The sequence below is a fragment of the Rhizobium sp. LjRoot30 genome, assembly GCF_964253915.1.
Taxonomy (GTDB): Bacteria; Pseudomonadota; Alphaproteobacteria; order Rhizobiales; family Rhizobiaceae; genus Metarhizobium.
The window spans coordinates 17,400-28,057 of sequence record NZ_CAXUSG020000027.1 but is presented as its reverse complement, the minus strand read 5'-3'; the positions used below and the strand labels follow the sequence as shown (position 1 = coordinate 28,057).

Genomic DNA, 10,658 nt, shown 5'->3' with positions numbered 1-10,658 from the left:
TCGTTCCAGGGTGAGGTTGCTGCCAAAATATCCAAGCGTGCGGAAACCGATCTTGGCCTATACACCCCCACCACGGTCCAAAGCGCTGACGTCGACGCTGCAAATCTCGCGCTCGGCGATATTCGGACTAGCATGGCGCGGCAGATTCTTTCACAGGCGAACAGTCTTCCCCAAATGGCGGCTGCTTTGCTTCGCGGCCGCGGGTAGCCCGAGCCTTCTCCATGGATATTGAAGCCGCCCTAACAGGCGGCTATCTTCCGCGTTCAAGCTGGCCGCGGTCAACCGGGCGAGAGGCCACTGGGTCCTGCTGGCACCGATAATCAAATCTTTTGCGCCATGACCGAAGCGGAACTCGTGCTGCAGGCCAGAACCTTCCGCGCCGAAACGCGGAAGGGCGTTCTCATTCACCTATGACCTATCATGGCTGCTCAGTTGACTTATGCTGTCGGGCCACGCCAGCAACCCGCACCCCATAGAGACGCGCAATTTCGAGATCGCCGACAGACATCTCCTCTGGCGCCGCGTCGGCATCCGACTGCGCCATCGGGCCGATATATGATCCCATTCGGTTTGCATCGTCCCGCAGCGACGCTTTGGTGTTCGACGGCTTGATGCCCAGGCTTACCCATAGGCCACCATGTTGCCCCGCGAGCAGAACGAAGTATTGCAGCGTGTTCAGCTTGTCACCGTTGAGGCTGGCGCTGTTCGTGAAGCCGCCGAAAACCTTGTCCTGCCAATTCGCCGAAAACCACGGCTTGGAAGAGGCATCCGCGAACTTCTTGAACTGCCAGCTCGGTCCGCCCATGTAGGTGGGTGCGCCGAAGATGATGGCGTCGGCGGCATCCAGAGCAGCCCAACCGTCTTCCGAGAGGTTGCCCTCAGCGTCGATAGCATGGAGCGTGGCTCGGGCTCCTTCGGCGACGGCCTCTGCCATGCGGTGGGTGTGACCGTAGCCGGAATGGTATACGACGACGGTGGTGGAGGATGAGTTGCGGTCATGATCGGCTCCTTTGGCCGTGGTTTTGCGCCTCGCCGACGGAACGTGGCGCGGTTCGAAATTTTCTGTTTTGATGGTGGTTGAGGCTGATGCTTTTCCGTCGAGGCTACGCGGCCTGAACGAATACTGCGATTAAGAGCAACAGCAGAAAGGCCGCTGGCGGCGGGATATGGCGGAAGTCACGCACTCGCACGACTGCGAAGATCGCGGCGACCATGATGCAAATTCCAAGCGCAGCGCCGAACGCGAATGTCGGACGAACGACAAGAAGAGCGGCCGTCACGAATTCAAGCAGGGCGGTGACCCAGCACCACCACCACGGAAATCCATAACGGACGAATTCATCGCGGATCGGCTTACGAGCGGTGGCGTTGACGACGCTACCTAAGTGAAACGCCGCAGCGGTTGCGAGTGTCGCGGCGTCACCAAGTGAGAACGATATCAGGTTAGACATTGAAAGTGTCGCAACACTTTCCCGCAGTGAAGACGGCTTCGATATCACCGACGAGCAGTCGGCTGCGGCCGCCGCATGCACGATGGCAGATCGACACGGCGCGTTCGACCTCATCATAAATGCCACTGGTGCGCTCGTCATCGATGGTGCCCTTCCGGAGAAGACGATCAAAGCAATTACGGTCGATGCGATGACGGCGCAGTTTTTGGTCAATGCCATTGGCCCCGCGCTGTTGTTGAAGCATTTTGTGCCTTTGCTGCCTCGAGACAAACGGTCCGTCTTCGCATCATTGTCAGCGCGAGTGGGGTCGATCGGGGACAATCGCCTTGGCGGCTGGATGTCTTACCGGGCGGCCAAGACGGCCCAGAACCAGATTGTCAAAACGGCCTCCCTGGAGATCGCCCGGTCTCACCCGTACGCGATCGTGGTAGCTCTTCATCCTGGAACGGTAGCGACGCGACTGTCAGAGCCCTTCTCCCGAGGCCACCGAAGGGTGACGCCGGATGATGCAGCCGGCAACCTTTTGGGCGTCATTGAACAGCTTGACTCGACGCAGTCCGGTGGTTTCTTCGCTTATGATGGAGATCCGATCCAGTGGTAGCGGACGTGCTGGTGCACCGAGCTCATCTGCCGGCGCAAGGGCCACGCAGATGACGTCACGAACCGAAGCGGACAAATACCCAGTAACCCCAGATGGCCGATATTTTATCGTTCGCGGCCGGCTTTGGCGCAGAAGCAATCCGGCGCTGAATGAAGCAACGAAGCAACGCTTGGTCAAGGATCTCATGTCGGCGCGGCGATCGATCCGAGCGGCAAAAGGAGATGCTACTGCGATAGCGAGAGCACGCCGGGTGGTGAATGATGCCAAGACGGCGCTGGGCGAATGAGGCCCATTCTGGTGGACCGACGGTGAGCCCGACTACAATAGGCATCTGGTCAAGAACACGCCCTATGCCCGGTGGTTTACGGGCCTGCAGGAAGGGAGCCTGGATTGAAAACCCGCCTGCCCCTCATCCTGACTACATGCCTTAACGAGAGCAACCTCGAACCGTTCGACCGCCTCAGGCGCGAACATTTCCCGCCGGAGCGAAACTTTCTTCGGGCCCATCTCACGATGTTTCATCGGTTGCCGGGCGAACATTTGGAGCGGGTCAACCATTAGAACCCTACCATTGAACACACAGAGGGCGCTCAACGTCCTCATGACGGAGCGCCCTCTTCACCGCGCGACCGACAGCGGCGACGATCATGTCGCAGTAATTGGTCAAGCTTTTCGGTGGTGAGCCCTAGATGTTATCTCGGGCTGCCTGTTTCAAGACAGGGTATCAGCAGTCGTGCTCATCCAGGCGCGATGGCGCTCCTCGTCCTGACGCGCTTTCATGAAAAACGCTTTCGACTCCGGAATGGCGTCTTCATGGCGCGACGCGCGCTCGTAGGCCGTGACGGTGTCGTCCTCGTTCGTCTTCATCGCCTTGAGAATGGCGGAGTCGCCCATCAGGTCGGCAAGCGCGATTTTGCCCGTCGTCAGCATCTGCTTCATGTTGCCCTCCGTCGGCGCGTCGATGCCCAGTTCGCGAGCCATCTCGGTCAATGTGGCAACGTGCTGCAGGTGATCCTGCTTGAATTCGGCAACCTTGGCGCTGAGCGTCTTGTCATCGAGCCGTTCGATGCAGGAATCATATGCCGCGATGGCATCGTGTTCGACATACAGGAGATCCTTCACAAGCTTTTCGATGCTACCTTCATTGCCGACCATCGTGACCATACCCGTTTTCCTTTTCGTTGCTTGGGATAGGCGGCAATGACAAATGCAACAAAAATGTTCCGCCAAGGGTGTCATGCGTACGCTATCAGACAAGAAACAACGCCAGCCACCGAGGCGATAGGTCTGATATCGACAACGCTTGCTTTCGCCGACCGCTGTGAGATCGGGTAAAGCGTGTCGGGATTTAATCTTGCCGCAAACCCCCATCGACGCAGAGCTCAGCGCAGGCGATGTAGCTTGCGCCATCGCTTAGCAGGAACAAGGAGATAATCAGTTCCGAAGGGATCTGAGGAAAGTGTGTTCAAGGAACACTAGGAGCGCGATGCCAAAAGGGCCGAGCTTGTGCATCATCCCTGAACGAGTGCTTCCATGAAGACTTCATAAACACGGTACCGACGAAAACACCAATGCTCTACGCCGGCCGAGGAAAACGCGGGCTCGCGAGGCCCGCAATCTGGTCGTTCCTCACAACTGGACCTTGGCATTGTCGCCCATTTCAGGCCTAGCGCTGGTGACAGCGGCGGCGGCCATCTTAATGTAGCTCAGGACAGTGCCTGGGCTATCCCAATATTCGGCTGAGGATGGCGTGACCTTCAGGATCCGGATCGACGGGTCGTCGGCACTATCCCACCAGGCCTTGGCCGGTGTCGCCCAGAGATCGCGGATCTTCTCCCGGTCGTTCTGGACTTCCGCCGTCCCGGAGATCGAGACATACTTCTGGCCCTTGCTATCGGCGAATGCCAGGCAGACGTTCGGATGGCGAGACACTTCGTCGTCCTTGTGGCTTGCAACATCTGTCAGGAAATAGAAGGCGTTGTCGATTCTTTCAGCATAGGCGGACATCGGGCGGGCCTTGAGATCTGTGCCGGACTGGGTCGTCAGCATACAGAAGCCGATCTTTTCGGCCAGATCCCACACTTTGCTGTTGTCATCTTCGTTGGTCGACATTGATCTCGCTCCTTTGTTAAGAGCGGAAAACGAGGTAAGTGAAGCTCTGGTTCCGACAGATTTCCGTCGGTACGCCATCACTCCTCGTCCTGCCTCACCTGGCCGTCGCGGAAGTGGCGGATGCCGTCTCTCTCCAACCGCACCCATTCGTGCTTCCGGCCTTCGAAGATGGATCGCCCGGGCGCGGGGAAGTCCGGATCCGCGAATGCCCCAACAGGAACGGCAATGACGCCTGGTGCATCCTCGTTCCTGTAAGCGACGGTAGACCCACAAGCCGGGCAGAACGAATATCGCGCCCATTGGCCGCTGTCGCCGACACGCTCGAATTCCCTACGCTCCCCGTCCAGGAATACGGACGACTCACTAAAACGTGCCTGAACGCCGAAGGCACTGCCCGTTCGTCTCTGACACTCGAGACAATGGCAAACCGAGACCCGAACCGGCTCCTCAATGCAGGAGACAATCAACGCGCCACACCGGCAGCTTCCTTTTCGCATTGATCACTCCCTCATTTCCTCGCATTCTTTCAGCGGCGCTTCGAAATCGCCGACATCAATAGCGACGCCCCAAGGCCCCTCGGTGAGGCCTTTGCGTCGCTATGCGTTACCGCAAGGACCCGATGACCGATTTCACTCAGTTCTCGAACGACATGCCGGCCTATATGGCCGGTTGCACCCAGGACAACATACATCGGGACCTCCAACTTGAAACTTTTTCACCGACCGTCGCCCGGCCAACCCCGTTCCGCGTCAATCGTGTGCCTCGGCCCAATGCGGATAGGTCACATAGGCGGTCAGCGCACCCTCGCCTTCGGTGGTGATGGTCACCGCCTCGCCTTTTGGCATGTAGACAATGTCACCTCTCTCAGCCGAAACGGAGCCTGAACTCGTCGACACCACAAGGCGCCCGTCGAGAACGATCATAACGTCATCCACGGCCATTGTTTCGGTCAGCGACTGGTTGGGAGCATAGCGTCCATAGCCGATGGTGATCGGACCGCCGTTTCTTTCGTCGACCAGATTTCCGACAAAGATATCTGCATCCTGCCCCGGTGACCGAACAAGGTTTGCATCCTCGACGCTGAATTTCTGGACCTTCATCGCTACTTCCTCCAATATTCGAGAGATGGCTCTGGAAATCGATATGCGCACCCACAGGATGTAGGAAACCACAATTGGAGATACGCGTGAACGAACGTGCCTGTTCCATTCCGACACCTGAACAACGGCAGTACCTGAGTATCCGTGAGACGGCGGAACGCGCGATGCTCGACAAGGTCACAAGTGCCATTGAGGCCGCCCCCGCCGAGGTGGCCCAAAAGTTCAAGGATGCAGGGCTCGACTTCGAGCCGACCAGCAAGGATTACTTCACATTCACCGTTCAGCAGGTCGCCTTCGTGATGTTGAGCGGAGGCGATCTGGAAACTTTTCGGGGCGGAGACCCGGATATCGGCGAACGTGTTGTACGAAACTGCAGGCACATCATTGACCACTATTGGCGTGAGGATGGAGAACCGGCGTCTGCATCCGCGTGTACCGATCCGTCGGAAGTCCGGAGAGACTGATCGGCTATTCCGGTTTGAGCTCCGTCATGGCCCGTGCGGTACCATCCATGGCCATGGGATAGCTGTTGTGCTCGTGGATGATCTTCCACTGCCCGTTGCGGCGGTGAAGCACGACTGTCCTGCGGTTCCAAGCGTCCAGCGGGCCGCCATCTTTTTTCACACCCTGCATGCGGTTCAATCCGAACACGACAGCAAGATCGCCGTCGACGATCACGGTGGGATTGTCGAGGGTGATGGTGACGCCCCCTTCCCACATCTCGAACCAGGCGTTCAGGCCTTCAATGCCTTCGGCCGGATTACCCTGGTTCTGCAGAGGAGGAGGGAGATCGAACAGGATTGCGCCGTCGTCAATCGGCGCTACAACGGCCGCTGCATCGCCCCGCGCAGTCGCTGCATCCTGGTTTCTTATAACGTCGAGCACGTCATAGTGGTCAGACATGGTTTTCTCCTCGATCGGCGTTCCAGTTTCAGAGCATCTATCGCCATCTCAGTTCGCTGGATGCCGCGCCTCGTCGAACCGCATGTCAGCCATCTTATGGCTTTCGATCGTCGCGCGTTGATCGGCGACTGCCTTTCGATAGGCCGGGCGGTCGAGACAACGGTCCTGATAGCTGACGAGCTCAGGGTGCGATTTGAGTAAATCGAGTCGACGGGCAATTTTGAGGACTGATGCCATCATCAAGTCCGCAATCGTGAACTGATCGCCAACAAGCCACGTGCGCCCTTTGAGAGCGGTCTCGAGTTGAGACAGCCGTTGTTCGGCCGCCGCAACGACCGCTGGTCGGCGCGCATCCTTTTGCCCAGCGTCTTCCATGAAATACTCGACTTCGGCGACGTTCATCAGAAACGGCTCGATCGAGTTCAGCGCCGCAATCACCCAGCTGAGAACGAGCGAGCGGGCGTTGCCGTCGGCGGGTATCAAGATGGCTGCCCGCGTTGCGACGTCGATGACGATGGCACCGCTTTCGAACAGGGTCGTTCTGCCGTCCTCTTCCAAATACGGAACCTGGCCGAAGGGTTGCTTTTCACGATATTCCTGGGATGCGAGATCGCAGGCGTCCATGAGACGAACCTCGTAGGGCCAGCCGGCTTCGTTCAGAATCCAGCGGGCGCGATGATCGCGGACCTGCCCGGCGGCAAAGGGCGGCACCCATTTCATGGCAGTAATGGTGATCATAAGTCTCGTCCCTTACCATTGTCCGCTGCATGCACTCGCTCCTAGATGGAGCGTCAACCGGCGCCCTGGTCATTTTCCGAGGTCAGCTTTTCCGGGCGGATCCCCTCATCGCTGGACTTGCCCGACGGAGGATCGCTCGCACTTACGCCATCTCCATGGTCGGCTGACCACGTCTGCGGTGTACCCGTTGATCGCAACGCATCACTGGCTTCGCGCCAATGCCGCTCATGCTGACCGTCCGGCCGGCCCTCGGCTTCCCATCTCGCATAGGCGTCTTCACGTATTTTGCTCTCGTCCGGCATGTTTCCTCCTGTTTACTGCTGTGGCCGGTTTCATTCTGAAGCGGTCAGGCAACGCCCTTCCCGCCCGTGACGCCGTAAACCTCACCGTTGATGAAGCTGGCCTCCGTCGAGGCAAGCAGGACAAACACTGGAGCAAGCTCCACTGGCTGGCCGGGCCGTCCGAAATCGCTGTTCTTGCCGAAGTTCTTCACCTTTTCCTCCGGCTGCCCACCGCTCGGCTGAAGCACGGTCCAGATCGGGCCTGGCGCAAAGCAAAATCGGTGAGAAGCGCTAGCGTGAAACAGACGAACGGAAACGGCAAAAATATAAATTGGAAAGGATATGCGGCGGAACAATCGTCGGGCGTCACGGTAGTCATGAAAATTTCCCACCCACTTGAAACTCATTCCTAAATACACCTGCGAAACTTTTGTTCCTCTTGGAGACAGCTTTTATTGTCAGACTAACGGCATCTCAGTGAACATTAATCGGCAAGCCGGCAAGTTCTTACCGTGCCGAACGCCCCGAACATGGCCAGGTTGATGGATTTCATGAACGGCCCGCGAAGCCAAACCTATGCGGGAGGAGCCATCGACGATGGGTGGCTCATTTCGACGGCGAGCAGTTCGTACCCCTCCTCCGCCTGCTTGCGGCCGGTCACTTCGAGAAAGATGACGGTCATCTTTTTCGACGCTGCGTCGCCTTCGCTTCCCTGGCCACGGGCGGAAATCCAACGAACGTCGGAGGTATTCGTCAGGATGCGGAAGTCTATCTCGAAGGCACTGAGCTGCCGCGTTCAACGCCTATCCGGTTGCGATAGTCTCAGGCAGACAATTATCTTGGCTCGCTCGCTTTCCGTCTTTCGCCATTAGACGAGCGCATGAACCCGAAGGCGTTCTATGTGATACTGTCTCTCCCTTACAAAATTTGGGATCTCAAATCTAAGAGTTGTCAGCCGGAAACTTCGTGTCCTATCAGATTTTACGTAAAAAAATCAGTGCCTTGAGGCCGTAAGTGCACAATTGAGCGCTGCCTTGAACTCGTCGCCCGCTTCGTGGGCGCAGCATTTGCCCTCAGCTGTGCGAAGAGCATCGGACCGAGAGAAAATTCCCCTCGCCTCGCCTTTGCGGTCAAATCTCGCAGATAGCCGCCGGCCGAGTTGATGTGGTTGGCGCGCTCGAGAATACACGCGATAGCAATCGCAGCGCCTGCCTGCCCCAATGTTTCGCAAGCTTCTTCGTACGCCGAGGGGCTCACGCCAAGCATGGATCGGACAGTTACCGCAGCAGACATCATGTCTCGCCAATTTCCGACCGATCCCCGCGGGCCAAACACAGCAACTTCCGGGCAGGCCCGCACAACCATCGACAACGGGAATACCTCCGACTCGTTCTTCCGCGTCGTCGTTTTGTTTGTCGCGGACTTTTCGCCCGGCTTCTTTTCGAAGCTAGGTTCAAGTTCAATGTAGCATTCGGTATTTGAATTCTGTATGTGGCATCCAGATGCGATATCATTGCCATCGCTTTTTTTGATTTCCTCCTGCATTTCCAGCAGGCTAGTGACTTCTTCGTGCAGAAGGCTCATCTCGTCGAGACTGGCTGCGATGTCACGTAGCGTCGGTCTCCTCACGAACCGTCCGACGATGTCAATGAAGCACGCCTCAGCTGCGGCCCAATCACCTGGAAGGTGCTCCTCCATACCAACGGTGATGAGCTTCCTCACGTCTCTTCGTACGATTGTAAGGCGGTCCTTCATGATGCGGAATCGTCGCTGTTCGGCGGCGACCTCCTGCGCGAGGGCCGCGAACTCGGTGGCGCGAGCGAGAAGAGGGGCAAGGCTGAAGCCATAGGCGTCTTCTATGTCCCCTTCGCCCGATTTTCGAGCGTATCGTTTGCCGTTAGGGCTATCCTTGCGGATGATGATGCCGGCTTCGACAAGTGAGCCAAGGCATTTACGCAGTGTCGTCCCCGCAATGCCGTTTGCGCGTGCCGACAGCTGAGCATTCGATGGAAACACGATCAGGTTCTTGTCACTGCTGAGTTCCGTGGCAGGAAAGAACGACAGGAGCGCGTTTAGTACCGCAAGTGCCCTATCCTGGAGGCCAAGGCGGGCACGCGCGTCACCGATGTCGCGGAAGACGCGCCACTTGTCGACGGCCGTTGGTGTAGCAGCCTTCTTCGTCTCGATTTGACGCCTCACCAGGGTAAGCGCCATCGGTCGCCGCCCAAAAGGCGTCGTTAAATGTCCCGTGTCCATGTCCTTCACCTTTCACAAGGCAAAGAAAAGGCTACGCCGGCGTGGCGTTGACTCTTGACTGTGATTCCGGGAAGTGCGATTCTCTAAGCGACCAAACTGAGAGAAGCCTTCTGGAACACCGTTTCGGAGGGCTTTTTCTTTGCGCTATCTGTACCTTTCGCTAATTGGCTTCATCTACCGCTTCGCCTTTTTGAACGACGCGTAGATCTCGGGGAGGGCCGACAGAAGGTATTCGCCAAAATCCGGCGCTGCCTTCTTATCGATCGTCAGTGTCACTGACCGCTTGTCCTGATGGTATTTCGCTGCTTTGACGCCGTCGTCAGCTTGCCACACCTGCGGTCGCGGCTTGTCCTTCTTCGCCTTTTTGGGGGCGACGGCGTCGAAGACACGCGAGAAACGGTCGTCGGATGATAGCGCTTGAATATCGCGATCAGCCAGAATTGCACGGGCCGATCCGATAGCATCTTCGCTGGTCAACCGAGCCGCCAATTCGTACCACCGGTCACGTCCCGTCTTTGGAGCCGCGCCGATCGATCGGATGACGTCCTTCGGCAGTTGCGTCGCAGCCTGAATGAGGCGCGAGAGATTACTTTTATCGACACCGAGCGCCGCCATGATGACCGGGCGGTCAAAGCCGTTTGCCTCAAGCTCTGCCGCGTAAAGGGCTCGCTCGATGAACGAAAGATCGCGTCGTCCGGTATTCTCCTGCCCCTGGGCTCGAACAAGCTCTTCATCGGTAAGAGGACGGACGGAAGCCTTGACCCTCATCCCCGCGGCTTTGACAGCGCGTAGACGACGACGCCCATAGGCGACTTGATAACGTCCTTCCGCCGTAGGATGCGGCCGCACCAGGATAGGCACTTGCTGCCCGTTCTCGCGGATGTTGCGCGCGAACTCCTCGAACTCATTCTCGTCTTCGGGGAGCCTGTCGCGCACCGGGGGTGCATCGATTAGATCCGGATCAAGTTCACTTAGTGACTGTGACTTGAGCAGCTCGATCGAACGCGAGACCGCACCGATAGCTCCCCTAGGCGCGTATTGCGGGGGCGCTGATTCTTGATCTGGGGTCCCAGCTACTTCGGCAGCCGTTTGACTTGGTATCTTGAGGTCGGAGAGTAGATGCTTCCTAGCCATCCGCGCCTCCTTTCTGGATCACAAAAAGCCTGACGTAAGCAGGCGGTTGATGGCCGGTCCGGTCAAAGTTTCCGGCTGGCAA

14 protein-coding genes and 3 pseudogenes are annotated in these 10,658 nt (G+C 57.8%); 3 read left to right on the top strand and 14 right to left on the bottom strand.

Annotated elements, in window-relative coordinates:
* Positions 1-207 (top strand): hypothetical protein (locus tag ACSQ3I_RS27195; RefSeq protein ID WP_436004156.1); only part of this gene is annotated, 207 nt, incomplete at its 5' end.
* A 211-nt stretch (positions 208-418) separates the two neighbouring features.
* On the opposite strand, the pseudogene ACSQ3I_RS27190 reads toward ACSQ3I_RS27195, so the two are convergent.
* Both ACSQ3I_RS27190 and ACSQ3I_RS27185 read right to left on the bottom strand, forming a co-directional pair.
* Positions 419-991 (bottom strand): annotated as a pseudogene (locus ACSQ3I_RS27190) (flavodoxin family protein); the annotation flags it as partial.
* A gap of 112 nt (positions 992-1,103) precedes the next feature.
* Entirely contained in the window at positions 1,104-1,451 is a 348-nt protein-coding gene (locus ACSQ3I_RS27185; protein WP_436004154.1) for a DoxX family protein, read from the bottom strand.
* Between ACSQ3I_RS27185 and ACSQ3I_RS27180 the strand changes: the two genes are divergently transcribed.
* The gene (locus ACSQ3I_RS27180) at positions 1,438-2,052 is read left to right on the top strand and encodes an SDR family NAD(P)-dependent oxidoreductase (protein ID WP_436004158.1); all 615 of its coding nucleotides are present in this window, start codon (positions 1,438-1,440) and stop codon (positions 2,050-2,052) included. The two genes, ACSQ3I_RS27185 and ACSQ3I_RS27180, sit on opposite strands and share 14 nt — an antisense overlap.
* 711 nt (positions 2,053-2,763) lie before the next feature.
* Here ACSQ3I_RS27180 and ACSQ3I_RS27175 read toward each other — a convergent pair.
* The 5 genes from ACSQ3I_RS27175 to ACSQ3I_RS27155 all read right to left on the bottom strand — a co-directional run bounded on the left by ACSQ3I_RS27175 (position 2,764) and on the right by ACSQ3I_RS27155 (position 5,264).
* Positions 2,764-3,216 carry a DUF892 family protein gene (locus ACSQ3I_RS27175; RefSeq protein WP_436004152.1) on the bottom strand — a complete coding sequence of 151 codons (453 nt, stop codon included), beginning with the start codon at positions 3,214-3,216 and terminating at the stop codon, positions 2,764-2,766.
* A 465-nt stretch (positions 3,217-3,681) separates the two neighbouring features.
* Positions 3,682-4,164 (bottom strand): pyridoxamine 5'-phosphate oxidase family protein, encoded by a 483-nt coding sequence (locus ACSQ3I_RS27170; RefSeq protein WP_436004150.1) that lies wholly within the window; start codon positions 4,162-4,164, stop codon positions 3,682-3,684.
* A 77-nt stretch (positions 4,165-4,241) separates the two neighbouring features.
* Positions 4,242-4,661 (bottom strand): GFA family protein, encoded by a 420-nt coding sequence (locus ACSQ3I_RS27165; RefSeq protein WP_436004148.1) that lies wholly within the window; start codon positions 4,659-4,661, stop codon positions 4,242-4,244.
* Positions 4,662-4,690: 29 nt separating this feature from the next.
* Positions 4,691-4,855 (bottom strand): NAD-dependent epimerase/dehydratase family protein, encoded by a 165-nt coding sequence (locus ACSQ3I_RS27160; RefSeq protein ID WP_436004146.1) that lies wholly within the window; start codon positions 4,853-4,855, stop codon positions 4,691-4,693.
* A 58-nt stretch (positions 4,856-4,913) separates the two neighbouring features.
* Positions 4,914-5,264 carry an ethanolamine utilization protein gene (locus tag ACSQ3I_RS27155; RefSeq protein ID WP_436004145.1) on the bottom strand — a complete coding sequence of 117 codons (351 nt, stop codon included), beginning with the start codon at positions 5,262-5,264 and terminating at the stop codon, positions 4,914-4,916.
* Positions 5,265-5,350: 86 nt separating this feature from the next.
* Between ACSQ3I_RS27155 and ACSQ3I_RS27150 the strand changes: the two genes are divergently transcribed.
* Positions 5,351-5,728, top strand: a complete 378-nt coding sequence (locus tag ACSQ3I_RS27150) for a hypothetical protein (protein WP_436004143.1) — start codon at positions 5,351-5,353, stop codon at positions 5,726-5,728.
* A gap of 4 nt (positions 5,729-5,732) precedes the next feature.
* Here the strand turns inward: ACSQ3I_RS27150 and ACSQ3I_RS27145 are convergent, their stop codons facing one another.
* From ACSQ3I_RS27145 to repB, 7 genes and pseudogenes are all read right to left on the bottom strand, one after another.
* Complete coding sequence (locus tag ACSQ3I_RS27145; protein ID WP_436004141.1) at positions 5,733-6,167, bottom strand: YybH family protein; 435 nt, start codon at positions 6,165-6,167, stop codon at positions 5,733-5,735.
* Positions 6,168-6,215: 48 nt separating this feature from the next.
* Positions 6,216-6,905 (bottom strand): glutathione S-transferase family protein, encoded by a 690-nt coding sequence (locus tag ACSQ3I_RS27140; RefSeq protein ID WP_436004139.1) that lies wholly within the window; start codon positions 6,903-6,905, stop codon positions 6,216-6,218.
* Positions 6,906-6,958: 53 nt separating this feature from the next.
* Complete coding sequence (locus ACSQ3I_RS27135) at positions 6,959-7,207, bottom strand: DUF2934 domain-containing protein (RefSeq protein WP_436004137.1); 249 nt, start codon at positions 7,205-7,207, stop codon at positions 6,959-6,961.
* Positions 7,208-7,251: 44 nt separating this feature from the next.
* Positions 7,252-7,455, bottom strand: a pseudogene (locus ACSQ3I_RS27130) (SDR family oxidoreductase); the annotation flags it as partial.
* Positions 7,456-7,787: 332 nt separating this feature from the next.
* A pseudogene (locus tag ACSQ3I_RS27125) lies at positions 7,788-7,964 on the bottom strand (histidine kinase); the annotation flags it as partial.
* A 203-nt stretch (positions 7,965-8,167) separates the two neighbouring features.
* Positions 8,168-9,442, bottom strand: a complete 1,275-nt coding sequence (gene repC / locus ACSQ3I_RS27120; RefSeq protein WP_436004135.1) for a plasmid replication protein RepC — start codon at positions 9,440-9,442, stop codon at positions 8,168-8,170.
* A 174-nt stretch (positions 9,443-9,616) separates the two neighbouring features.
* Positions 9,617-10,576, bottom strand: a complete 960-nt coding sequence (repB, locus tag ACSQ3I_RS27115; protein WP_436004133.1) for a plasmid partitioning protein RepB — start codon at positions 10,574-10,576, stop codon at positions 9,617-9,619.
* Between the last annotated feature and the right edge of the window lie 82 nt (positions 10,577-10,658).

What these genes read in the sequence shown, in the direction of transcription:
- ACSQ3I_RS27185 (WP_436004154.1), bottom strand. Translation starts at nt 1,451, where the DNA reads ATGTCTAACCTGATATCGTTCTCACTTGGTGACGCCGCGACACTCGCA.
- ACSQ3I_RS27165 (WP_436004148.1), bottom strand. Translation starts at nt 4,661, where the DNA reads ATGCGAAAAGGAAGCTGCCGGTGTGGCGCGTTGATTGTCTCCTGCATT.
- ACSQ3I_RS27145 (WP_436004141.1), bottom strand. Translation starts at nt 6,167, where the DNA reads ATGTCTGACCACTATGACGTGCTCGACGTTATAAGAAACCAGGATGCA.
- ACSQ3I_RS27160 (WP_436004146.1), bottom strand. Translation starts at nt 4,855, where the DNA reads ATGTATGTTGTCCTGGGTGCAACCGGCCATATAGGCCGGCATGTCGTT.
- ACSQ3I_RS27140 (WP_436004139.1), bottom strand. Translation starts at nt 6,905, where the DNA reads ATGATCACCATTACTGCCATGAAATGGGTGCCGCCCTTTGCCGCCGGG.
- repB (WP_436004133.1), bottom strand. Translation starts at nt 10,576, where the DNA reads ATGGCTAGGAAGCATCTACTCTCCGACCTCAAGATACCAAGTCAAACG.
- ACSQ3I_RS27155 (WP_436004145.1), bottom strand. Translation starts at nt 5,264, where the DNA reads ATGAAGGTCCAGAAATTCAGCGTCGAGGATGCAAACCTTGTTCGGTCA.
- ACSQ3I_RS27170 (WP_436004150.1), bottom strand. Translation starts at nt 4,164, where the DNA reads ATGTCGACCAACGAAGATGACAACAGCAAAGTGTGGGATCTGGCCGAA.
- repC (WP_436004135.1), bottom strand. Translation starts at nt 9,442, where the DNA reads ATGGACACGGGACATTTAACGACGCCTTTTGGGCGGCGACCGATGGCG.
- ACSQ3I_RS27175 (WP_436004152.1), bottom strand. Translation starts at nt 3,216, where the DNA reads ATGGTCACGATGGTCGGCAATGAAGGTAGCATCGAAAAGCTTGTGAAG.
- ACSQ3I_RS27135 (WP_436004137.1), bottom strand. Translation starts at nt 7,207, where the DNA reads ATGCCGGACGAGAGCAAAATACGTGAAGACGCCTATGCGAGATGGGAA.